The organism is Gordonia sp. NPDC003585 (assembly GCF_040610755.1).
In the GTDB taxonomy this organism is placed as follows: Bacteria; Actinomycetota; Actinomycetes; order Mycobacteriales; family Mycobacteriaceae; genus Gordonia.
Genome location: NZ_JBEXMX010000030.1, coordinates 11118 through 33394, shown reverse-complemented (window position 1 = coordinate 33394; position 22277 = coordinate 11118). Strand labels below are relative to the sequence as shown.

Below are 22277 nucleotides of genomic sequence, written 5' to 3'. Positions count from 1 at the left end.
ATTCGATTACCGGTTGCGCGGAACCGTTCCGGTGCTGATGTCCGCGCAGTACTGTGAGGCACGGACGAGCGAAGCGACGGGGCACTTCGCCGTCATACCTGGCCGATGCATGTGCAGAATCGAGGACAACCATCGTGTCCGATCCGGAGCTGATCACCTTCCCCCACGAGACGGGTGTCGCGGTCTCGACCCTTCCGCAAGCCTTTCAACAGACCATCACGGTGCGCCCCGACGGGGTGGCATTACGTACCGCCGGCGGGATCCAGGAGATCACCTGGGCCGAGTACGGACAGCGTGTGGAGACCATCGCTGCGGGGCTCGCCGCGCTTGGAGTGAAACGTGGCGACACCGTCGGCATCATGCTGACCAATCGGCCGGAGTTCCATCTGGTCGACACTGCCGCACTACATCTGGGCGCCATCCCGTTCTCGATCTACAACACCAGTTCACCGGAACAGATCGAGTACCTGTTCGGCAACGCCGACAACGCGGTGGTCGTCACCGAGCAGGTGTTCTTGCCGCTGATCCAGGCCGCATCGACCAACGTGACGACGACGATCGTGGTCGACGGTGTGGCGTCGGATGCTGTTTCGCTGGCCGATCTCGAGCAGACACCGGCGCCCGACGGCTTCGACTTCACCGCAAGCTGGCAGGCCGTCGAGCCGGGTGATCTCGCCACCCTGATCTACACCTCCGGAACCACTGGGCCACCCAAGGGCGTGGAGATCACCCATCGCAACATGATCGCCGAACTCGCCTGTCTCGCAGACGAAGTCGAGGTCGGTTTCGACGATCGGGTGATCTCCTATCTGCCTGCCGCACACATAGCCGACCGCGTCTCCTCGCACGGGGCGAACATGGTGCGGGGTATCCAGGTGACCACGGTGACCGATCCGCGCGAGATCGCGGCCGTCTTGCCGGAAGTGCACCCGACCTTCTTCTTCGGAGTGCCACGCGTGTGGCAGAAGATCCGGGCCGGTATCGAGGCCAAGATGGCGCAGGAGACCAGTCCGGTCAAGAAGAACCTCGCGTCCTGGGCGCTGGGTGTCGGCGCAGCGGCGGCGCAGGCCCAATTGGACGGAAAGCCGCTGGGAGCACTCACACGTGCCCAGCACGGGCTGGCCGACAAGTTGGTCCTCCACAAGGTGCGCGCCGCGCTCGGCATGGACCAGATCACCTTCGCCGGCTCCGGTGCGGCGGCGATTCCGCCCGAGGTGCTGTCGTTCTTCCTCGGACTCGGCATACCGGTGCTCGAGGTGTGGGGGATGTCGGAGACGACAGGTGTGTCGACCATGAACACACCGGACGCGATCAAGCTGGGCAGCGTCGGCAAGGTCGTCCGGGGTGTCGAGGCGAAACTCGCCGATGACGGCGAACTGCTCATCCGGGGCCCGGTGAACATGCGCGGCTACCGGAATCAGCCGGAGAAGACTGCCGAGACGATCGACCCCGACGGGTGGCTGGCGACCGGTGACATCGCCACCATCGACGACGACGGCTTCGTGACGATCGTTGACCGTAAGAAGGAACTGATCATCAACGAGTCGGGAAAGAACATGTCGCCCACCAACATCGAGAATGCGATGAAGGCGGCGTCGTCGTTGATCGGTCAGGTGGTGGCGATCGGTGACGGCCGACCGTACATCTCGGCGCTGGTGGTGCTGGATCCGGATGCCGCGGCGGTACGGGCGAAGACGCACGACATGTCCGACGCCGACCTGGCGACGGTGTCGGCTCATCCGAAGGTGGTCGAGGAGATCATCACGGCCGTCAAGGTGGGCAACGGGAAACTGTCTCGGGTGGAGCAGATCAAGCGGTTCACCGTCATACCCGCGGCCTGGGATCCGGGTGGTGACGAGCTGACCCCGACGATGAAGCTGCGGCGTAAGCCCATCTCGGACAAGTACGCCGAGCACATCGTGGCGCTCTACGACGAGGAAGTCAGCGACATCGTCATCGACCTGCGCTGAGCAACCATGCGTTCACAGGCGACGGCGACACCCCACAGGATCAGCCACACCGACATCCCGCCCACCTGGATGCGCTGCGCGAGACCGAGACGGTAATTGCCGGACAGATTGTCGGCGATCAGCATCCACGCTGTGGCGAGAACGACGATCGCGAACACCACCGCACCGACCCGGCGCATCAGCGGCCACGACGGACTCCGCAGCGCGACCAGCGTGACCGCGATCATCGTGGTGAAGATCGAGAACACCGCGAGGGTGCTGGTGAGGGCATGAACGTGGTGGAGTTGGGGGAGCAGGCCACTCGGGTCGGGCCGGCATCCGGGATCGACGCCGGCGATGCATTCGATCGGAAGCAGTGCGTCGGCCATCGTCGACGCGCCGAACGCGGCCAGCGCGACGAAGGCCGTGACTGCGATCTTGCCGTGGGCGAGCGGTCGGGGGACGAGTCCCAGCAGGCCCGCGACCAGTGCGCAGGCGCTCGTCGTGAGGTCACCTGCGACGTAGACCTGGCGATGAGGTCGATGCGCCGCGTCGAGCTCACTGAGAAAGGTCCGCATCGGATCCAGGGGGCTCGACCAGAAGAACTCGAGCACCCACGACGAGTAACAGATCCCGGCCACCGCGATGAGAACGCCGACCACGATCGCGCGGGCGGACCATCGACGTGGGCTGAGTTGGGGCATCTCGTCAGGCTAGCCGTCCGCGCCATGTCGTCCTCCTCGGGTGAAACGGAATCGGCTTGGGTCGATCGCGGGCACCTGTGCTGGACGCGCGCCTACAATCGATTCCGGTCTCGCGATGAGCAGACGGCGCCGAGCGCGTGTGGTGATCATCGGGGAAGATCTATCCGCCCGGACTGAGCCGGGCCAGACATCGAGGAGCACTGAGAAGCAGTGACCACCAGCGACGTGACAGACGGCGCCCCCGAGCGCGATCTCGGTCCTATCGATTACATCGTGATCGAGTGGACCTCCGGCAAACCGACCGGCGAAGCGATTCCGCATCTGATCGATCTCGTCGACCGCGGCATCGTGCGAGTGATCGATGTCGTGTTCGTGGCCAAGTCGGAGGACGGCATCGTGACTCGGTTCGCGCTCGACGAACTCGGTGCCGACTTCGAGGTATTCGACGGAGCCGCAACGGATCTGATCGGTGACGACGACGTGTCCGAGGCGGCGGCGGCCATCGCGCCGGGCACGGCGGCAGCGATCTTGGTGTGGGAGAACCTGTGGGCAGCCCCGTTCGCGACCGCCGTGCACAACAATGGGGGAGAGGTCGTCGCGTCCGGCCGGATTCCGGTTCAGGATCTCCTCGAGCGCCTCGAATCCGCCGGTGCCTGACCATTCCGCCTGACCCTGTCTTTTCTTCCTTCATCACATCTCACAACCAGGAGTAACCACATGCCAGGTTTGATTCGCGGCGTCGCCCGCACTGCCGTCATCGCCGGTACCGCCACTGCCGTCAGCAACCGTGTGTCGCGACGACAGGCCAATCGGTGGTCGCAGCAGGCCTACGACCAGGAGGCACGCGCCGCCTCCGAGCAGCAGCAGTACGCCCAGCCCCAGCAGCCGCAATACCAGCAGCCCGCACCTGCACCCGCCGCGCCGGCCGCAAGCACCGTCGACCAGCTCAAGGAACTTGCCGCGCTGTACCAGCAGGGCATCCTGACCGAGGACGAGTTCGCTGCGCAGAAGGCCAAGATCCTCGCGTCCTGACGTTCGTCGCCGACTTCGTAGCAATAGATGGCGCCCAGCGCCTCCTATTGCTACCGATCTCAACCCTCGACGGTCAGCGTCTCGGCCGCCTCGACGGCCGCTCGAGACGTGTCCTTGAGGGCCACGCCCGACTTGCCCAGCCGACGTGCGCCGGATACGAGACCCGCGGTGATGTGTGCCGCCGCTTCGTAACCCAGTCCGTCGGGTGGGTGAATGTTGGAGATGCAGTTGCGGTCGGCATCGGTTCTGCCCGGTTCGGGGCGATGCGTGATGTAGATGCCCAGGCTGTCGGCCACCGACAGACCCGGGCGTTCGCCGATCACGACGATGAGCGTCAGTACGCCGAGCGCTTCGCCGATGTGATCGCCGAGCGCGACGCGCGACTGGGTGGCCACCACGGGCGGCGCGATCCGATACGTTCCGTCGAATTCGGCGATCAGTGCGGCGAGCATTCCGTGGCCGTGATCGACCAGAGCCCGGGGTGACAGGCCGTCGGCCAAGACGATGCCGATGTCGGCCTCGGTTGTCGGCACCTGCGACAGATCGTCGGGCAGGCGGCCGAGGTCGGGGCGTCGCAGATACTCACTGCGGGTCTCCGCGCGGCTCCGCACATGCACGGCGTCGCCGATGTCCAGATCGGTGAGACTATCGACGAAAGCTTCGATGTCGAGCGGGTCGTGGACCGCGTCGCGAGCCGCGGCGTGTGCGGCCTGGAACTCGAGAACGCGTTGTGAGGGAAGGGAATTACCCGCCCTGCCGAGGCCGATCCGGGCCTGGGTGGTGCGCCGCAGATCCGACCACACATCTTCGATCGGGCGATCCTCGGTCATGGTTGGGCCGCCAGCGAGAGCAGGGGAGAGGTGGCCGGATCGACGGGCAGTACGCGTCCGTTGCGGTCGGCCATGCCCAGCCGCGACAGCCAGTCCTCGAATTCGGGCGCCGGCCGTAGACCAAGTGCCTCGCGGACGTACAGGGCGTCGTGGAACGACAGGCTCTGATACCCGAGCATGATGTCGTCGGCACCGGGCACGGTGATGACGAAGGCCGCGCCCGCGACACCCAGCAGGGTGAGCAGCGTGTCCATGTCGTCCTGGTCGGCTTCCGCGTGATTGGTGTAGCAGACGTCGACGCCCATCGGCAGGCCCAGGATCTTTCCGCAGAAATGATCCTCGAGGCCGGCCCGGATGATCTGCTTGCCGTCGTAGAGGTATTCCGGCCCGATGAACCCGACGACCGTGTTGATCAGCAAGGGTTCCAGCGCACGTGCCACCGCATAGGCCCTGGTTTCCAGTGTCTGCTGGTCGACCGGTTTGCCGCCGGTACCCAGGTGCGCGCCGGCAGAGAGGGCCGAGCCCTGTCCGGTCTCGAGGTACATGACGTTGTCGCCGACCGTCCCGCGATGCAGCGACCGCCCGGCTTCGTTGGCCTCCAACAGCATCGGCACGGTGACACCGAAACTGGTGTTGGCGCCCTCGGTGCCGGCGATCGACTGGAACACCAGGTCGACCGGGACGCCCTGTTCGATGAGTTCGACGGTGGTCGTCACGTGCGAGAGGACGCACGACTGCATCGGGATCTCGAAACGCTGCCGGATGTCGTCGAGGAGATGCAGCAGATCCGCGGTGGCGTGCGGCGAATCGGTCGCCGGATTGATGCCGATGACCGCGTCGCCGCAACCCATCAGCAGACCGTCGAGGGTGGCGGCGGCGATCCCCCGTGGATCGTCGGTCGGGTGGTTGGGTTGCAGTCGGGTCGCGATGGTTCCCGGTACACCGATCGTGGTGCGGAAGGCCGAGCGGACCGTCGCCGACTTGGCCACCAGGATCAGATCCTGGTTGCGCATGATCTTCGACGTCGCGGCCACCATCTCCGGCGTGAGTGCCGGCGCAATGGAGCTGATCCGTTCGGCGGCGTCCGGGCGGGTCACGTTGGCAAGGAGCCAGTCGCGGAATCCGCCGACCGTCAGGTGGGAGATCTCGCCGAAGGCGCTGCGATCGTGGGTGTCGATGATGAGGCGGGTCACCTCGTCGGACTCATAGGGGACAACGAGTTCCTCGAGGAATGTCGACAGTGGCAGGTCGGCCAATTGCCATGCGGCCGCGGCACGTTCGGCGTCGGAGTCGGCGGCGCAGCCGGCCAGTTCATCGCCGGACCGGGCGGGGGTGGCCTTGGCCATCAGTTCGACGAGCCCATCGAAGGTGTAGGTGGTACCCGAGATGGTCTGGCTGAACTTCATCGGACCTCGTCCTCGGCTTCGGCCAGCGCGGCGAACTCCTCGTCGGGGGAGTTGGCCACGAGCCGATGGCGGCTGTACAGGGCGAAGTACAGCATGAACAGCGCGAACACCACGAGACAGCACAGCGCTGCAACCACGTCGACCAGGAATGTGGCGATCACCGCGATCGCGGCGATGATCAGCGCGAAGCCGGTGGTGATCACGCCTCCGGGGGTGCGATAGTGCCGGACCATGTTGGGCTCGCGGACGCGCAACACGATGTGGCTCACCATCATCAGCACGTAACTGAGCGCGGCGCCGAATACGGCCATGTTCAGCAGGAGTTCGCCCTTGCCGGTCAGCGACAGCGCGAACCCGATGACGCCGGGCACGATGAGCGCCAGCATCGGGGCCTTGCGTCGGTTGGTCACCGACAACTGTGTCGGTAGGTAACCCGCGCGTGACAGGGCGAAGAGCTGCCGGGAGTACGCGTAGATGATCGAGAAGAAGCTGGCGATGAGCCCGGCAAGGCCGATGTAGTTGACCACCTTGGCCGCGGCACCATCACCGAGCGCCTCGACCAGTGGATTTCCGGCTTCGGACATCTCGTTCGCACCGCCGGCACCGGTTGTGAGGAGCAGTACCGCAGCGCAGGTGATCAGCAGGACGCTCATCGCGGCGATGATGCCGCGCGGCACATTGCGCTCCGGATTGGCGGTCTCCTCGGCAGCCAGCGGCACGCCCTCGACGGCCAGGAAGAACCAGATGGCGAACGGGATGGCCGACCAGATACCGAGATAGCCGAACGGCAGGAACTCCGACGCTCCGGCGGCATCGGTGGGAGCGATGTTGGTCAGGTTTCCGGCGTCGAAGTGTCCGATCGCGGCAATCGAGAAGACGACCAGTCCGACGAGGGCGATCGCGGTGATCGCGAACATCACCTTGAGTGCTTCTCCGACACCGGCGAGGTGGATGCCGATGAAGATCGCATAGGCCGCCAGATACACCCACCAGCCGTCTTTGATCCCAAATATGTTCAGCGACTCCACGTAGGCGCCGATGAACGTGGCGATCGCTGCCGGTGCAATGGAGTATTCGATGAGAATGGCTGTGCCGGTGGCGAATCCGCCCCACGGTCCGAGTGCGCGTCGGGCGAAGGTGTAGCCGCCACCGGCCGCGGGCAGGGCAGAGGACAGCTCGGCCATGCCCAGCACCAGTGCGAAGTACATGGCGGCGATGATGACCGCGGCGATCAGCAGGCCGCCGAAGCCGCCCTCGCCCAGCCCGAAGTTCCAGCCCGAGTAATCACCGGAGACCACGTAGCTCACGCCGAGGCCGGCCAACAGAAGCCAGCCTGCACTGCCGCTCTGCAGTTGCCGCTTGCTCAGGTACGACGCGGATTCATCGTGGCTGTCGACGCCGCCGGCCAGATGATGCTCATGATGTTCGTCAACCGCCATGGTCACTCCTAGAATCGACGGCCCCGACGGTCAGGTGTCGTCAGTGTAGGACCGCAACTGCACGTGCGCATGACTTCGCCATATGGATGAGCTTGAGCGATCTGTCCATTCAATTCCTCGAGTCGGCGACCACCCGCCGACGTCGTCGACGATCATGGAGGCGGGAAGTGGGGGGGTAGGGCCGGTGGGCAGGATCGGGCCCATGACGGTGGTCGTCCGGGAACATCCCGGAAGCGGAGGCTGACGGGCCCGACCCCAGTCACCGATTGTCGGTCGTCGCGTCCCGGCGAAGGCGACACCTTCTGCTACAACGTCGGCTGGACGGCTCAACCCTTGGCACGATTGTCACCCAACCCATCGCTCCGCAGACGAGTACCCACAAAGGTTGCAGTTTGACGCGGCATCCGCGTCAAACTGCAACCTCTGGGTGAGCTCGTCCATCCAGTCGTCGGATGATAGGTGCCGGCCGCGCATTTTCCCAGGTCACAGCGTCGGTCACCGAACTCTTCGGATCAGGCCCGGGGCCTCCGCGCGGCTGGCGCCCGCGACAACTGGAGCCGAATTGGAGAACGCGAGTGCTGCAGCACTCGCGTTCTCCAACTCAACTCGAGTTCTCGCAGGACGACGCGGGACACGGCCAGACCGAAGCCGAGGCCGCTCTGGGCGGTGATGTGCCATGGGTGGCCTCAGACCACACCCTGTGTAGAATCAGGTCAACCGGGTGCTGCAGTACACAGATCCTCCAACAGGACACAGAGTGTCAGGAGCGACTCCTCGACAAGCTACATTTGCCCAGGTCAGAGCGGTGGTGACCTAACTCTTCGAGTCAGCGACGCACCCGCCGCCTGCGGCGGCGATCGTGGAGGCGGGAAGAGGGCCGTGGAGCGCGGCTCGGCAACGATGATCCACGAAAAATAGGGGAAGAAACTCGTCCCCTACCCCTGGAGTCCTCCCCGCGAATTTTCTCGCGGACGACTCAACAAGCAGGGGCAGAAAGTAGGGGAAGAACCTTCCCCTACTTTCAGTGGTCCGGTGGCTCGCTGACGTGGCCCGTTCGCCTGCCCTTCGAGGCATCCCTCGGCCGGCGCCTCGGGCACCTCAGAGAGCGGTGGGGTGGTGGACGCTTATGCGCAGGCCAGAGCGCCAGTCACCGAACTCTTCGGATCAGCGACTCACCGTCGGCGTTGCCGACGATCATGGAGGCGGGAAGAGCGCGGCCTCGTCGCATAAACCGCATTGGTCGCCAGAAACCGCTGGTGTGGCCAGAAACCGCTGGTGCGCCTCGGGTTTCTGACCAGACACGCGGTTTCTGAAACCACGACTCGCCGGCGACGCGCCTCGGGTCGGCGAAGTGGCCGTAACGGACCACCCATCACGGAGACCTCACTTGTGGTCAGGGACCGTCGGCAGTTCCGAAGGTCTCTGACCAGAAATGAGGTCCCTGTCGACGCGCGGGGTCCTCGCGCCCCCGACACCACGTAAACCCAGGTCAGAGCGTTGGTCGCAGTACTCTTCGGATCAGCGACCACCCACCGACGTCGTCGGCGTTCCGCGCTCGCCTCCGCGTGATCCTTGACACCTCGGTTGAGTGAATATACATTCATTCACCATGAAGGGTCAGTCACAAACGCTAGCAGCAGGGAGCGCCACCATGGACTACGAGGACATCGACTACACCGTCGAGGGGCCGACCGCGATCATCACGATGAACCGGCCGCACCGATACAACGCCTTCCGGGCGAAGACGGTCGAGGAGATGATCAACGCGTTCCGTCGGGCCTGGGCAGACAAGAACGTGCAGGCGGTCATCCTCACCGGCGCGGGCGAGAAGGCGTTCTGCACCGGCGGAGACGTCAAGCAGCGCGCCGAGACCGGCGACTACGGGCCGAGCGAGAGCGGAATGTTCGAGATCGGCAACCTGCACAAGACAATCCGTGACATCCCCAAGCCGGTCATCGCCGCCGTCAATGGGCTTGCGATCGGCGGTGGGCATGTCTTGCACGTGCTGTGCGACCTGACGATCGCTGCCGACACCGCACGCTTCGGCCAGTCCGGACCCAAGGTCGGTTCTTACGACGCCGGCTTCGGCTCGGCCTTCCTCGCCCGTATCGTCGGCGAGAAGCGCGCCCGCGAGATCTGGTACCTGTGCCGCCAGTACGACGCCGAGACCGCCGAGCGCTGGGGTCTGGTCAACTGGGTCGTCCCGGCCGCCGACCTGCTCGACGAGGCCAAGAAGATCGCCGCGGAGATCGCCGAGAAGTCGCCGACCACACTGCGCTTCCTCAAGCAGAGCTTCAACGCCGACACCGACCATCAGGCGGGGCTGTCGAACCTCGCGATGAGCTCGCTCGATCTGTTCACCCACTCACCCGAGGGACTCGAGGGCGCCGCGGCCTTCGCGGAGAAGCGTATGCCCGAGTTCAACAAGTACGTCGGCGCCTGACCGCTGCGACCCAACGAGAAGGAATCATCATGAGCACCAACAGCATCGCCGTCGTCACCGGTGCCGCATCGGGCATCGGCAAGGCCATCGCACTCGCGTTCGCCGAGCAGGGCACCACCGTCGTGGCGGCCGACATGAACCTCGACGCCGCCAAGCAGACCGCCGCCGAGAACTCCAACATCGTCCCGATGTCCGTCGATGTCGCCGACCGCGCCAAGGTCGACGAACTACGCGACGCCGTCAACGCGGAGGTCGGTGTGCCCGACATCCTCGTCAACGCGGCCGGCTGGGACCGCACCGACCAGTTCCTCAACGCAACAACGGAATTCGCCGAGAAGGTGGTCGCGATCAACTATCTCGGGCCGGTCCACATGGCCAGCGCGTTCCTCCCCGGCATGGTGGAGGCATCCAAGTCCGACGGCTGGCAGGGCGGTCGGGTTATCAACCTTGCCTCCGACGCAGGCCGGGTTGGCAGTGCCGGAGAATCCATCTACGCCGGCGCCAAGGGCGGCGTGATCGCGCTCTCCAAGTCGCTCGCCCGCGAGATGGCGCGCTACCAGATCACCGTCAACGCCGTCTGCCCCGGACCGACCGACACGCCCCTGTTCCAGGCGCAGCCGGACAAGCTCAAAGAGGCTCTCGTCAAGGCGATTCCATTCCGCCGGCTCGCCCGGCCCGACGAGGTCGCCGCACCCGTCCTGTTCTTCGCCTCACCCGCGGCGTCGTTCATCACCGGCCAGGTGATCAGCGTCAGCGGCGGACTCACCATGGCCGGCTAGGCGGACGTGACGAACATGCAATCAGAACTGCACTTGCCGAGCCGGCCATCCTCATCGACACAGACCGGCTGAGTCGTCAACCGGATCGATCATCGGAGATCAGCAATGAGCGACACACAAGAGTATGTGTACGACGCACACCAGTACCGTGCCTTCTTCGAGCACGAGTTCACCTATCTGAACGGATTCCGCCGCAACGTATCCCGATACGCCAATGCGATTGCGATGATCGACCCGCTGACCGACACCGAGTGGACCTACGCCCAGCTCGGCGCCGCGGTCGACGCGATCGCCGCTGGTTTGGCGCAGCGCGGTGTGAGCGAGGGCGACGTGGTGGCCTACCAGCTGCTCAACGGTCCGGAGTTCGCGCAGCTCTACCTCGCCTGTCAGGCGGCCGGGGCGGTCGGCTCCCCGGTCAACTTCCGGCTCGCGGCCGGAGAGACCGCGGTGATCCTGGACGTCAGCCGGCCCAAGGTCTACGTGTACGACACCGACTTCACCGCGATGGTCACCGATGCGATCGAACGCGCCGACCACACACCGGAGATCCTCGTCGGCGTCGGATCCGGTGATCTGGTACCGGGTTCGGTGTCCATCCGGTTCACCGACCTGCCGTCGGATGGCCCCGTCCCGACCGTCGCGCGCGGGGTGTTCGACGAGACGACCCGTCTCTACACGTCGGGCACCACCGGCATGCCCAAGGCGGTGCCGATGAACAGCGCCATCGAGATCTTCTCCGCGCACGACGTGATCATGCACTTCCCGCTGTCGCCGGAGGATCGGACGCTGAACATGACGCCGTGGTTCCACCGCGGCGGACTCTACTGCGCGGGACCCAATCCCACCTTCTACCTCGGTTCGTCGCTGGTGCCGATGCGCACCTTCGACCCGGAGCAGACACTCGACTGGGTGGAGCGCTACCGGCTGACCTTCCTCATCGGGGCACCGACCAACCTGGCGATGCTGGCCACTGCGCAGCAGGCGAGGCCACGAGACCTGTCCAGCCTGCGTGGCATCGTCACGATGGGTGCGCCGCTGGAACGCGAAGCCGCACTGCACTATCAGGACGTGCTCACACCGCGGATCTTTAACGGCTACGGCAGTACCGAGGGATTCTGGAACACCTTCCTGCGTCCCACCGATTTGCCCGATCATGCCGGCACCGCGGGGCGTGCGTGCCTCGACGACGACGTCCGCGTGGTGAAGGTGCACGACGACGGGCATCTGGCCGACCCCGACGAGATCGTCGCCCGCGACGGCAACGAGGTTGGCGAAGTGATCATCAGGTCGCCGAAATGCGCTGCCGCCTACTACGACTCGCCGCTGCAGGAGAAGGCGAAGTACCACGGCAGCTGGCTGCACATCGGCGATCTGGCGACCTGGGACAGCGACGAGTACGTCACCATCGTCGGCCGCAAGGACGACATGCTGATCTCCGGTGGTGAGAACGTGCATCCGGTCCAGGTGGAGGAAGCCCTCAACGGCCATCCCGACGTGGCGGATTCGCTGGTCGTCGGGGTACCCGACGAGCGCTGGGGCCAACTCGTCGTCGCCTACATTCTGCCGGTCGACGGAGCAGCGCCGACACCGGAGGATCTCGACAGTTACTGCCGTAACCATCCGATGCTCTCGCAGTTCAAGCGACCGCGCGCCTACCGCATCATCGATGCGCTGCCGGTGTCGGCCACCGGAAAGAAGCTGCACTACAAGGCAACCGAATCCGCGGCCGGAGAGATGGCCGCCGGCGCGTTCAGTGCGCCCAAGACAACCCAGGCAACCCAGACAACCGAGGGAGTCACCCGATGAGCACCGTCACCACCACACCCAAGTTCTCCGTCGCCGATCCGCTGAATCTGGACCTCGGATATTCCGACGACGAACTCGCGCTGCGCGATTCGGTTCGCGGATTCCTGGCCGAGAACGTGACCCCGCACATCGCGGAGTGGTTCGAGAACGGTGGCATCCCGATCGCCCGCGATCTGTTCAAGGAGTTCGGTCAACTCGGAGTGCTCGGTATGCACCTCGACGGATACGGCTGCGGTGGAGCGTCATCGGTGCATTACGGGCTGGCCTGCCTGGAACTCGAGGCCTCCGATTCGGGCATCCGATCGATGGTGTCGGTGCAGGGCTCACTCGCGATGTTCTCCATCTACAACAACGGCAGCGAAGAGCAGAAGCAGCGGTGGTTGCCGTCGATGGCCGAAGGCACCACGATCGGTTGTTTCGGTCTCACCGAACCCGACGCGGGCAGCGATCCTGCGTCGATGAAGACCCGCGCCCGGCGCGACGGGGACGACTGGATCCTCGACGGCCGAAAGATGTGGATCACCAATTCGCCCATCGCCGATGTCGCCGTCGTGTGGGCCAAGACCGATCTCGGCGACGGTGACGTCGGTGTTCGCGGATTCATCGTGCCGACCGACACCCCGGGAGTCAGCACGCCGGAGATCAAACACAAACTGTCCCTGCGCGCTTCGACGACCGGCGAGATCGTTCTGGACAACGTCCGGCTGCCGGCCGACGCGCTGATGCCCGGCAACGATGACCTCCACAAGGGCAAGGGGATCAAGGCCCCGCTGTCGAGCTTGTCGGAGGCACGTTACGGCATTGTCTGGGGCGCGATCGGTGCGGCGCGCTCGGCCTGGGAGGCAGCGCGTGACTATGCGGTGCAGCGCACCCAGTTCGGACGTCCGCTGGCCGGATTCCAGTTGACGCAAGCCAAACTCGCCGACATGGCGGTCGAATTGCACAAGGGGCAGCTGCTTGCACTGCACCTGGGCCGGCTGAAGGACACCGTCGGGTTGCGCCCCGATCAGGTCAGCTTCGGCAAGCTCAACAACACCCGCGAGGCCATCGAGATCTGCCGGACCTCCCGCACCATCCTGGGTGGCAACGGAATCTCCTTGGAGTACCCCGTGATCCGGCACATGGTGAATCTGGAATCGGTGCTCACCTACGAGGGCACACCCGAAATGCACCAGCTCGTGCTCGGTCAGGCCCTCACCGGCGAGAACGCCTTCCGCTGAACAGCACCACTAAGGACGACTGATGAGCACCCTCACACACGACATCGAGCACAAGCACTTCCGGGAGACCGTCGCGAAGTTCGTCGACGACCAGATCACGCCCGCACACGAAGACTGGGAAAAGGTCGGCCAGTGGGACCGAACTCTCTTCACCGAGGCAGGTAAGAACGGGCTCCTCGGATTCCCCGTACCCGAGGAGTTCGGCGGCCCCGGCGTCGACGACTTCCGGTACCACGCAATCGTGATCGAGGAGACTGCGCGAACCGGTGCCGCGGCCGAGGCGATCGCCTTCTCGCTGCAGAACGACGTCGTACTGCCGTACCTGGTCGAGCTGACCAACGACGAGCAGAAGGCGCGCTGGCTTCCCGGTGTGGTCAGTGGCGAGACCGTCCTCGGCATCGCGATGACCGAACCCGGTGCAGGCAGCGACTTGACGGGTATCCGCACCACCGCCGTTCTCGACGGCGACCACTATGTCGTCAATGGGTCCAAGACCTTCATCTCTAATGGGCGCAACGGCGACCTGTTCGTGGTGGCCACCCGCACCGGGACCGACAAGCACAAGGGCCTCACCCTGCTCGTCGTCGAGGCCGACACCCCGGGGTTCGAGCGTGGCCGCAAACTCGACAAGATCGGCCTGCACGCGCAGGACACCAGCGAATTGGCGTTCAGTGACATGCGGGTGCCCGTCGCCAACCGGGTCGGCGCCGAGGGCGAGGGCTTCTACCAGCTCGTCCGCAACCTTCCACAGGAACGGCTGTCGCTGTCGATCGGTGCGGTTGCCGCCGCGGAGGGCACGTTCGCGCGAACGCTGGATTACGTGCGTGAGCGGACGGCCTTCGGATCGCCGATCTCGTCGTTCCAGAACACCCAGTTCGTGCTCGCCGAGATCGCCACCGAACTCGACATCGCACGAACCTTTCTCGACGACTGCATCGCCGAGCATGTCGACGGCAAGCTGACCGCGGCGCGGGCGGCGAAGTTGAAGTGGTGGGCAACCGAGCTGCAGGTCCGCACCGCGGATCGCTGCCTGCAATTGCACGGCGGCTACGGGTACATGCGGGAGTATCCGGTGTCGCGCGCCTTCATCGACGCCCGCATCCAGACGATCTACGGCGGGACCACCGAGATCATGAAGACCATCGTCGCCAAGGATCTCGGGATCTGATCTCCGGAAACCCGCCCCCGCTGCTGAGGTGCTCGGGTCGCCCACCCGCTGCCTGAGCGTCGAAAACTGGAGGTTCCACCCGCTGCCTGAGGTGCTCGGGTCGCCCACCCGCTGCCTGAGCGTCGAAAACTGGAGGTTCCACCCGCTGCCTGAGGTGCTCGAGGCGCCAGCCGAGAGCCTCGAAGGCGCTGGTGAGCTGACCATGTCATAGTGAATGAACGTCGATTCATCCCGCAACCGAGGAGGGCAGATGGCCAAGACAACGGCCGCACGATCGTCGGCAGACCTGGCCGTCGAGGATGCGGTGCGCGCGGTCCGCGTGTCCTCTCGCCGACGGCAGCTGCTCGACGCGGCCGTCGTCGTCATGGGGCGCACCGGGTTTCATCAGATGTCGATGCAGGCACTCGCCGAGGAGGCGCAGGTCAGCGTCGGCCTGTTCTACAAGTACTTCGGCAGCAAAGAGGACATCCTGCTGGCCGCGATCGTCGACATCTTGGAGACGTTCCGGGATCAACTACAGCCGGCCATGGACCGCGTGGGCGACGACCCGGTGGAACAACTGATAGCCGGCTTTCGCCAATACGTGACCATCGTCGACGAGAATCGCGACGCCGTCGTCCTCACGTACCGCGAGAGTAGGACTCTGGACGCCGAGGGCCGCGAACGCATCAAGGAACTCGAGGTCGAGACGTCGGCACCCATGCGGGCCGCGATCACCGCGGGCATCGGCAGTGGAGTGATGAACGACGTCGACGTCGACCTCGTGGTCTTCGACCTGATGATGCTTGCCCACGGATGGGCACTCAAGCACTGGCATTTCGCGCCCGGGTTCGACCTCGACCAGTACATCTCCGCACAGTTGCGCTTTGTCCTACCGGCTCTCGTGAAGGCCGACAAGGTGGATGCCTACCTCGCCGAGCTGTGATCGGCCGACGGTCGAGACTCGTTGACCGGCAAAGTCTTTGCGAAGGCGGCCAGGGCCCGGCCGGTCGCCAGCAGCGGTTCGGTGGATCGGCGGACGCGCGCGGCGATGAACGCGCCTTCGAGTCCCGACACGATGGCGTCGGCCAAAGCGCGCGCATCGGAGTCGCCGAGGCCTCGGGACCGCAGCAGTTCGGCGCCGCTCTCGACCCAACCGGTCATGACACCCGCTGCGACACCACGCAGTTCGGGCTCGGTGTCGGCGATCTCGGCGGCCACCGTGCCCACCGGGCACATGTTCATCCAATCGCTCTCGGCGATCGTCTCGGCGGCGAGTGTGAACGCCGCGATCAGCGCCTCGGCGATGTCACCCTGCGGAGCCAGGAGGGATATGACGAGTTCGCCGTAGGCGGCCCCCGATCGACGCATCGCCTCGGCGGCGACGTCGCGCTTCCCGTTCGCGAAGTGGTGGTAGATGGAGCCGATCGGCGCGTCCGCCGCCTCGGCGAGTTGTTTCATCCCCGTCCCGCTGTAACCCTGGCGGCGCATGATCTCCGCCATGGCCACGACGATGCGATCCTCGGTCTTCATCTTCCCATCCTAGAACGAACACTCTAGAATGGACGTTCTAGTCGGGAAACGCCGCTGAAAGGGTCTGGGCATGCCGGTGGTCGACGTTCCGAGTGGGCAGGTGGAGTATCTCGTCGACGGGGACGGGCCGCCGGTCGTCCTCCTCCACGGACTTCTGATGGACCAGTCGTTGTGGGATCGGGTGATGCCGTTGCTGCCGAGCGGGTTTCGGTACATCCGACCGCTTCTGCCGTTCGGCTCTCACCGACTCCCCATGCATGCGGACGCGGATCTCTCGATGACCGGCATGGCCGGACTCGTCGCCGACTTTCTGGAGGCACTCGACCTCGACGACGTCACCCTGGTGCACACCGACTGGGGAGGTGGTCTGTTCCTGACGGCGATGGGGCGAGACGACCGGGTGGCCCAGCTGGTCATCTTGCCGTGCGAGGCATTCGAGAACTTCCCGCCAGGGCTGCCCGGTCGACTGGTCGCGCTCGCCGGGCGCATCCCGGGTGGCCTGGTGATCGGGATCCGACCGCTGCGGGTGAGCTGGCTGCGTCGGCTGCCCGTCCTGTACGGACAGATGGCGTCGAGCCCGCTACCTGACGCACTGATGCGCCGATGGACCGACCCGGTGCTGCGGGACAAGCTGATCCGCCGCGATGTGCGTTCCTACCTCCGCACCAGGTTCGACGCCGCCGACCTCGTACGCCAAACGGAAGCACTCGCGGGCTTCGGTGGACGTGCCCTCGTGCTCTGGTCGGCCAACAAGGTGATGCCGCTCGACCACGGCCGCCGTCTCGCCGGCCTCATCCCCGGGGCGCAGTATCGCGAGGTGCCCGACGCCGCCGTCCTCTCGATGCTCGATCAGCCGGAGATCGTCGCGGAAGAGATGAGCAGGTTCCTCAGCGCCATTCCGACGTCGTCGTCCTGAGGAGGCCGACGCCGAGCACACGCGGTGTCGACCCGTACCGTGGGGTGGTGTTCGAAGACCTCGCTCTGAACCCACTCCCGTCGCCGAGATCGATGTTGTCCGGATTTCGTGGCGAACCGCGACTCAACCGCACCACCATTGTGTTGACGGGAGCTTCCTCCGGGATCGGCGAGGCGATCGCGCATCGACTCGCCGCACGTGGCGCAACGCTGCTGCTCGTCGCGCGTGACCCCGACAAACTGACTGCGACGTGGCGACGCGATCAATGCCGATGGTGGTACCGCATCGTGGTTCTCCTGTGATCTGACCAAACCGGACGAGATCGATGCCCTGGTCGCCGCCATCGGCGAACGGTTCGGCTCACCCGACGTCCTGATCAACAACGCAGGGCGATCGATACGGCGACGGGCCCGGGATGCCACCGATCGTGTGCACGACTATGAGCGAACGATGGCCCTCAACTACTTCGGCCCCGTGCGTCTGACGTTGGGTCTGTTGCCTGCGATGCGGGCACGGGGAGCCGGCCACATCATCAACATCAGCACGTGGGGAACCACAGCGGGGTGATGCCCAAGTTCTCGGCCTATCACTCTTCCAAGGCGGCGCTGTCGGCGTTGGGCGCAGTCTCGGTGCTGAAGAACGCGAGTCGGGGATCTCGGTGTCCAGCTTGGGTTTTCCGTTGGTCAGAACCCCGATGATCGCACCGACCGCCGACTATGACGCGCTGCCGACCTTGACTCCCGACCAGGCCGCACGCTGGGTGGAGCGGGCCATCGCGACTCGCCCGGTCGAGCTGTATCCCGCGTACGCCGGCTTGCTGCGTGCGGTCTCCGCCGTGTCACCGCGGCTGGCCGACCGGCTTGTCGCGGCCGCCGGGATCTGACCGCCGACGGATCAGGGTCACGCCACCCGCCGGAACACGCCGGGCTCGGCTTCGGCGACCGCGCCGGCACCGATCAGCCGTTCCAGGTGCAATTGCGCCGTCCGTGTCTCGACGGCCTGCACGTAGGGCGCCTGCACGTGTGGGCGGTAGACAAGTCGGTGGCCGACGATGTCATCCATCGTGCGTGGTTCGTCCAGGAACTCGAGCAAACGCTCTTCGCGACTGAGGAGCTTGTCCCGATATGCGGCGAGCCGCGTCCGGAACTCGGCGCGGCCGTCGATCACACCCTTCTGGTGGAAGGTCCCGAACCAACGGGCGTCCACCGCGTCGGCGACCGCGATGGAGGCCAAAAAGTCGTCGACGCTGCTGCCGATGTCGCCGTACATGGGCCCGAACGATGTGAGGTCGATGTCGGCCACATAGAAGAACCCGTCGGGCTCCACCAGTACTCCGCTGTGACCAGGGGTGTGCCCTGGTAGGTGGATCACCCTCGCGGTGCGGTCACCGAGGTCGAAGACGTGTCCGCCGTCGATGCCCTCGACCCGCCGGGTGGGTGCCAGTTCGAACCTGTCGGCCATGTACTGCTCGATCTCAGCGCGGGCCTGCGTGTCGAGACCGTACTGATCCACCATCACCTCGAGCGATGCGACGGCAGCGGCGTCGAGTCCGTGCGTGTACGTGGGTGCCGCAAAATGGCGCACCCCGGCGATGTGGTCCTCATGTGCGTGGCTGATCAGCACCGCGTCGGCGCCCACCGGGTCGCGGTCCAGTGCCAGCGACGGATCTATCACCAGCGTCCCCGACGAACCATGCACGACGACCGAGTTGCCGTAGGGGACGGCTCCGCCGTTGTCGGCCATCAGGACCGAGACACCGCCGTAGCGATGTTCGACGTACCCGGTGGACGGTCGGGTTGGCGGGCTCACGACTCGTCGGCGGTCCCGAGCTTGAAGCCGACTTTGAGGGTCACCTGGAAATGTGCGACCTGTCCGTCCGCGATGTGGCCACGTGTTTCGGTCACCTCGAACCAGTCGAGGTGGTCGAGTGTCTCGGCAGCGCGTGAGATGGCGCTGCGGATGGCATCGTCGGTGCTCGACGTCGATGAGCCGACGATCTCCACGACCTTGTAGACGTGGTCTCCCATGGGTATTCCACCTTCCTTTCCTCGGCCGGCCCCGATCCGGTTCGGTGTTGATACTCCTGAATTTTGTCTACCAGGTCGGCCCGATGATGGCCGTCGAATCGGCTGCGCGATGTCGGCAGTGCGAGGTCGGGGGTCGGCCGGACCTATCATCACGAGATGACCGCCACCGATCGGCCCGACCCGAACTCGCTGAGGTGTCCGTGCTGCTCTGGACTGGTTTTCGGAGAATGCTGTGGACCACTGTTGAGCCGGGTGCGGCCGGCACCGACCGCCCAGGCGATGATGCGTTCGCGTTTCACCGCTTTCGCCCGCGGTGATCGCGACTACCTGCTCGACACCTGGCACCCCGACACCCGGCCCAGGGAACTCGACCTCGCCGACGACCTGCGGTGGTACCGACTGGACGTCGAATCGGTGAGTGCCGGAACCCCTTTCGATTCGGCGGGCGAAGTGGGATTCACTGCCTACTACCGGACGCCAGACGGCCCGGGCACCCTGCACGAACTCAGTCGGTTCACGCGGGTGTCCGGGCGCTGGTACTACGTCGACGGAAAGGTCGGCTGACCCGGTTACTCCTTCGGCGCCGGCTTTTCGACGGCGATGAGTGGATCGCCCACCGACACCTGGCCGGTGCCGATCTGGGTGACCGACGGGAATTTCTTGGTGTTCATGATGACGACGGGTGTGATGTCGGAGTACCCGGCGGCCGCGATCTTGGCCTTGTCGAACGTCACCAGAGGTGTTCCGGCGGTGACCTTCTGGCCGGCCTTGACCTTCACGTCGAAGCCGTCGCCTTTCATCTGCACGGTGTCGATGCCCACGTGGATCAGCAACTCGATTCCGCCGTCGAGGACGAGACCGAAGGCGTGACCCGTCGGCTGTGCGGCCACCACCATGCCGTCGGCGGGCGCGTACACCGTGTCGCCGGAAGGCTTGATCGCCGCACCACTCCCCATCGTGCCCTTGGCGAAGACGGGATCGGGGACGTCGCTGATGGGTACCGCTTCACCCTCGAGTGGGGCGCCGATCTCGGTCACCGGTCCGGCAACCTTGGTGTCGGCGTCTGCTTTGGACAGCGTCGCTGTGGCGCTGTCGGGCCTGTCGATCACCGCTGTGGTCGCTGCCGCCCCGGCCGCAGCTCCCGCCGCCAGCCCGGCGCCGCCACCGCCTCCACCGTCCGGTCCTGAGACCGGAGAGGTCCCCTTGGCTTCGGCTCGTTCCTGCTCTTCCGCGTCGCGGATGGCCTCGAACTCGGCCTGTTGTTCGGGTGTGCGGAAACCAGAGATCATCACCAGAACCATGGCGGTGAAGAACGCCGCGGCAACGGCGATCCCATAGAGAACCACGCTGTCGAAGGCCGGGATGGTCAGCAGCGAGGTGAACACGAACGCGTTGGTCGTGACACCGCCGCCGATGCCGATGATGAGTCCACCGACGAAGCAGCCCACCAGTAATCGCGGGTAGATCCGTTTGAATCGCAGGTGGATGCCGTACAACGACGGTTCCGAGATGCCACCCAGCAAACCGGCGGCCAGCGCGCCCGTCGCGGTCTGTTTCATCTGCCGGTCACGTTGGCGCCAGGCGAGCACGAGCACGCCTGCCGTCGCGCCGAAGCAGGCGAAGTTCCATGCACCCATCGGGCCCTGGATGTAGTCGTAGCCGAGCTGCTGGATGTTGAGCAGCATGATCGCGTTGATCGGCCAGTGCAGACCCAGCGGAACCATGAACGGGTAGGCGAGTGGCACCACGATCGCGAAGATGAACGGCGAGAAATCGTTGATCGACTTCAAGATGTCCGCCAGACCGGCACCGACGTAGACGCCGAACGGCCCGATCAGGAATGCCGTCAACGGGATCATGACCAGCATCGCGAGGAACGGAACAAAGATCAGCTGGACATTGTCGGGAATCAGTTTCTTCAAGAAGCGGGTCAGGTAGCCGAGAACTGCCGCCATGATCAACGGCGGGAACACCTGCGAACTGTAGTCGAAGAAGGTCAGCGGGATCCCGAAGACGTCGACGATCTGGATTTCTTGTCCCGCGACGGTCACCTTGTGCGTGTACTGCTCGAGGTTGGCGAACTGCGGGAGCATCAGCACCGCCATCACCGAGAAACCGACCCACGGGTCGGCGCCCACCTTTTTCGACGCGTTGTAGGCGATCATCAGGGGCAGGAACACGAAAACGCATTGCCAGCACAGGTTGACGAACTGCCAAGACGGTGAGAGTTGCGATGCCTCATCGGGATTCGACCAGTTCGGGATCACGTCGAGCGTGCTCATCAGGGACATGAACGTGATGAACAGCGATGCGCCGAGCAGAGCGCCGAGGATCGGTCGGAAGGAATCGGACAGGTACTCGAACAGTGAGTCGAGCCAGGCGGACTTCCCGCGCGGACCCTTGGAGCGCTCGGCGGCCTTGATGGCGGCCGCGGAGTCGCGGGCCTTCATCTCGGGCAGCGCCATGATGTCGTTGTAGACCGACTCGACAGCGCCGCCGATGACCACCTGATAACGGTTGCCCTGTTGCGGTACGGCACCGAGCACGCCTGGAACCGATTCGACGACTTCTTGATCCACATGCGACGAGTCGCGCAGTTGGAAACGCAATCGAGTTGCGCAGTGGGTGAGGCTTTCGATATTGCCGGGACCGCCAACACTATCGACGATATCGGCTGCGGAGTTCGTGGCCATGACTCTCCTTTGAGTGCCTGAAACCTATGAGTGCCGAAACACGGGTGCGATGCACCTTTTCGTGCACTCACGGGCACCGCAGTTCCACGGTGCCCGTGCACCTTTCTCGATGCTATTACGACGTGTCCGCGCGTGGTGTCAGGTTGAGAAAGACGGCGTTCGAATCGTGATGCGCCGCAATTGCGGCAGCTCCCAACGCCGCCGCTGTCGCAATTGCGGTGGTGAGGGAGTGGGCGCCGAAGCGGGTGTCAGTCGCGGTCCTTCTTGCCCGGGATTCCGATGAAGAAACCGATCCCGATGATCACGCTGGACAACAGAGCAACGGCGGGCATCATCCACATGCTTTCCATGCG

General features: G+C 65.1%; 19 protein-coding genes and 1 pseudogene. 12 read left to right on the top strand and 8 right to left on the bottom strand.

All coding sequences use genetic code 11. The annotated features are described in order from the left end of the window. Positions 1-134: 134 nt before the first annotated feature. Positions 135-1970 carry a long-chain fatty acid--CoA ligase gene (locus tag ABZW74_RS10470; RefSeq protein ID WP_240855815.1) on the top strand — a complete coding sequence of 612 codons (1836 nt, stop codon included), beginning with the start codon at positions 135-137 and terminating at the stop codon, positions 1968-1970. On the opposite strand, the gene ABZW74_RS10465 is transcribed toward ABZW74_RS10470, so the two are convergent. Further along, complete coding sequence (locus tag ABZW74_RS10465) at positions 1928-2653, bottom strand: DUF998 domain-containing protein (protein ID WP_240855814.1); 726 nt, start codon at positions 2651-2653, stop codon at positions 1928-1930. The two genes, ABZW74_RS10470 and ABZW74_RS10465, sit on opposite strands and share 43 nt — an antisense overlap. A 210-nt stretch (positions 2654-2863) precedes the next feature. Between ABZW74_RS10465 and ABZW74_RS10460 the strand changes: the two genes are divergently transcribed. Further along, entirely contained in the window at positions 2864-3310 is a 447-nt protein-coding gene (locus ABZW74_RS10460; protein WP_240855812.1) for a DUF6325 family protein, read from the top strand. A 60-nt stretch (positions 3311-3370) separates the two neighbouring features. Further along, a complete protein-coding gene (locus ABZW74_RS10455) occupies positions 3371-3685 on the top strand; it encodes an SHOCT domain-containing protein (protein WP_355276079.1) in 315 nt (104 codons plus the stop codon). A 59-nt stretch (positions 3686-3744) separates the two neighbouring features. Here ABZW74_RS10455 and eutC read toward each other — a convergent pair whose 3' ends face one another. Genes eutC through eat form a run of 3 tightly spaced genes read right to left on the bottom strand, consistent with a single transcriptional unit; the run spans position 3745 to position 7360 of the window. Then, positions 3745-4515: an ethanolamine ammonia-lyase subunit EutC gene (gene eutC, locus ABZW74_RS10450; RefSeq protein WP_355276078.1), complete on the bottom strand. Its 771-nt coding sequence runs from the start codon at positions 4513-4515 to the stop codon at positions 3745-3747. Continuing rightward, positions 4512-5921 (bottom strand): ethanolamine ammonia-lyase subunit EutB, encoded by a 1410-nt coding sequence (locus ABZW74_RS10445; protein WP_240855806.1) that lies wholly within the window; start codon positions 5919-5921, stop codon positions 4512-4514. Before ABZW74_RS10445 ends, eutC begins: the two co-directional genes overlap by 4 nt. Next, on the bottom strand, positions 5918-7360 hold the full coding sequence (gene eat, locus ABZW74_RS10440; RefSeq protein ID WP_240855804.1) for an ethanolamine permease: 1443 nt from the start codon (positions 7358-7360) through the stop codon (positions 5918-5920). The genes ABZW74_RS10445 and eat overlap by 4 nt, the downstream gene beginning before the upstream one ends. A 1651-nt stretch (positions 7361-9011) precedes the next feature. On the opposite strand from eat, the gene ABZW74_RS10435 reads away from it, so the two are divergent. The 6 genes from ABZW74_RS10435 to ABZW74_RS10410 all read left to right on the top strand — a co-directional run bounded on the left by ABZW74_RS10435 (position 9012) and on the right by ABZW74_RS10410 (position 15701). Further along, complete coding sequence (locus ABZW74_RS10435; RefSeq protein ID WP_240855802.1) at positions 9012-9803, top strand: enoyl-CoA hydratase-related protein; 792 nt, start codon at positions 9012-9014, stop codon at positions 9801-9803. 29 nt (positions 9804-9832) lie between these two features. Further along, positions 9833-10582 (top strand): SDR family oxidoreductase, encoded by a 750-nt coding sequence (locus ABZW74_RS10430; protein ID WP_240855800.1) that lies wholly within the window; start codon positions 9833-9835, stop codon positions 10580-10582. Positions 10583-10687: 105 nt separating this feature from the next. Then, positions 10688-12388 carry an AMP-binding protein gene (locus ABZW74_RS10425; RefSeq protein ID WP_355276075.1) on the top strand — a complete coding sequence of 567 codons (1701 nt, stop codon included), beginning with the start codon at positions 10688-10690 and terminating at the stop codon, positions 12386-12388. Next, positions 12385-13608 (top strand): acyl-CoA dehydrogenase family protein, encoded by a 1224-nt coding sequence (locus tag ABZW74_RS10420; protein ID WP_240855796.1) that lies wholly within the window; start codon positions 12385-12387, stop codon positions 13606-13608. The genes ABZW74_RS10425 and ABZW74_RS10420 overlap by 4 nt, the downstream gene beginning before the upstream one ends. Before the next feature lie 22 nt (positions 13609-13630). Beyond that, positions 13631-14776, top strand: coding sequence for an acyl-CoA dehydrogenase family protein (locus ABZW74_RS10415; RefSeq protein WP_355276073.1), 1146 nt, complete (start codon positions 13631-13633; stop codon positions 14774-14776). A 250-nt stretch (positions 14777-15026) separates the two neighbouring features. Next, entirely contained in the window at positions 15027-15701 is a 675-nt protein-coding gene (locus ABZW74_RS10410) for a TetR/AcrR family transcriptional regulator (protein ID WP_240855786.1), read from the top strand. Here the strand turns inward: ABZW74_RS10410 and ABZW74_RS10405 are convergent. After that, the gene (locus ABZW74_RS10405) at positions 15683-16288 is read right to left on the bottom strand and encodes a TetR/AcrR family transcriptional regulator (protein ID WP_240855785.1); all 606 of its coding nucleotides are present in this window, start codon (positions 16286-16288) and stop codon (positions 15683-15685) included. The genes ABZW74_RS10410 and ABZW74_RS10405 overlap by 19 nt on opposite strands. Positions 16289-16358: 70 nt before the next feature. On the opposite strand from ABZW74_RS10405, the gene ABZW74_RS10400 reads away from it, so the two are divergent. Both ABZW74_RS10400 and ABZW74_RS10395 read left to right on the top strand, forming a co-directional pair. Beyond that, positions 16359-17204, top strand: coding sequence for an alpha/beta hydrolase (locus tag ABZW74_RS10400; RefSeq protein ID WP_355276071.1), 846 nt, complete (start codon positions 16359-16361; stop codon positions 17202-17204). A gap of 92 nt (positions 17205-17296) precedes the next feature. Continuing rightward, positions 17297-18087, top strand: a pseudogene (locus tag ABZW74_RS10395) (SDR family NAD(P)-dependent oxidoreductase). A 17-nt stretch (positions 18088-18104) separates the two neighbouring features. Here ABZW74_RS10395 and ABZW74_RS10390 read toward each other — a convergent pair. Together ABZW74_RS10390 and ABZW74_RS10385 are read right to left on the bottom strand one after the other, a co-directional pair. Further along, entirely contained in the window at positions 18105-18947 is an 843-nt protein-coding gene (locus ABZW74_RS10390; RefSeq protein ID WP_240856033.1) for an MBL fold metallo-hydrolase, read from the bottom strand. A 62-nt stretch (positions 18948-19009) separates the two neighbouring features. Further along, positions 19010-19231, bottom strand: a complete 222-nt coding sequence (locus tag ABZW74_RS10385; protein WP_355276069.1) for a dodecin — start codon at positions 19229-19231, stop codon at positions 19010-19012. 156 nt (positions 19232-19387) lie between these two features. Here ABZW74_RS10385 and ABZW74_RS10380 point away from each other — a divergent pair, with 156 nt between their 5' ends. Beyond that, a complete protein-coding gene (locus ABZW74_RS10380) occupies positions 19388-19795 on the top strand; it encodes a YchJ family metal-binding protein (protein ID WP_355276067.1) in 408 nt (135 codons plus the stop codon). A 5-nt stretch (positions 19796-19800) separates the two neighbouring features. On the opposite strand, the gene ABZW74_RS10375 is transcribed toward ABZW74_RS10380, so the two are convergent. Further along, on the bottom strand, positions 19801-21924 hold the full coding sequence (locus tag ABZW74_RS10375) for a glucose PTS transporter subunit IIA (protein ID WP_240855777.1): 2124 nt from the start codon (positions 21922-21924) through the stop codon (positions 19801-19803). Between the last annotated feature and the right edge of the window lie 353 nt (positions 21925-22277).

What these genes read in the sequence shown, in the direction of transcription:
- ABZW74_RS10465 (WP_240855814.1), bottom strand. Translation starts at nt 2,653, where the DNA reads ATGCCCCAACTCAGCCCACGTCGATGGTCCGCCCGCGCGATCGTGGTC.
- ABZW74_RS10455 (WP_355276079.1), top strand. Translation starts at nt 3,371, where the DNA reads ATGCCAGGTTTGATTCGCGGCGTCGCCCGCACTGCCGTCATCGCCGGT.
- eutC (WP_355276078.1), bottom strand. Translation starts at nt 4,515, where the DNA reads ATGACCGAGGATCGCCCGATCGAAGATGTGTGGTCGGATCTGCGGCGC.
- ABZW74_RS10445 (WP_240855806.1), bottom strand. Translation starts at nt 5,921, where the DNA reads ATGAAGTTCAGCCAGACCATCTCGGGTACCACCTACACCTTCGATGGG.
- eat (WP_240855804.1), bottom strand. Translation starts at nt 7,360, where the DNA reads ATGGCGGTTGACGAACATCATGAGCATCATCTGGCCGGCGGCGTCGAC.
- ABZW74_RS10435 (WP_240855802.1), top strand. Translation starts at nt 9,012, where the DNA reads ATGGACTACGAGGACATCGACTACACCGTCGAGGGGCCGACCGCGATC.
- ABZW74_RS10430 (WP_240855800.1), top strand. Translation starts at nt 9,833, where the DNA reads ATGAGCACCAACAGCATCGCCGTCGTCACCGGTGCCGCATCGGGCATC.
- ABZW74_RS10425 (WP_355276075.1), top strand. Translation starts at nt 10,688, where the DNA reads ATGAGCGACACACAAGAGTATGTGTACGACGCACACCAGTACCGTGCC.
- ABZW74_RS10420 (WP_240855796.1), top strand. Translation starts at nt 12,385, where the DNA reads ATGAGCACCGTCACCACCACACCCAAGTTCTCCGTCGCCGATCCGCTG.
- ABZW74_RS10415 (WP_355276073.1), top strand. Translation starts at nt 13,631, where the DNA reads ATGAGCACCCTCACACACGACATCGAGCACAAGCACTTCCGGGAGACC.
- ABZW74_RS10410 (WP_240855786.1), top strand. Translation starts at nt 15,027, where the DNA reads ATGGCCAAGACAACGGCCGCACGATCGTCGGCAGACCTGGCCGTCGAG.
- ABZW74_RS10405 (WP_240855785.1), bottom strand. Translation starts at nt 16,288, where the DNA reads ATGAAGACCGAGGATCGCATCGTCGTGGCCATGGCGGAGATCATGCGC.
- ABZW74_RS10400 (WP_355276071.1), top strand. Translation starts at nt 16,359, where the DNA reads ATGCCGGTGGTCGACGTTCCGAGTGGGCAGGTGGAGTATCTCGTCGAC.
- ABZW74_RS10390 (WP_240856033.1), bottom strand. Translation starts at nt 18,947, where the DNA reads ATGGCCGACAACGGCGGAGCCGTCCCCTACGGCAACTCGGTCGTCGTG.
- ABZW74_RS10385 (WP_355276069.1), bottom strand. Translation starts at nt 19,231, where the DNA reads ATGGGAGACCACGTCTACAAGGTCGTGGAGATCGTCGGCTCATCGACG.
- ABZW74_RS10380 (WP_355276067.1), top strand. Translation starts at nt 19,388, where the DNA reads ATGACCGCCACCGATCGGCCCGACCCGAACTCGCTGAGGTGTCCGTGC.
- ABZW74_RS10375 (WP_240855777.1), bottom strand. Translation starts at nt 21,924, where the DNA reads ATGGCCACGAACTCCGCAGCCGATATCGTCGATAGTGTTGGCGGTCCC.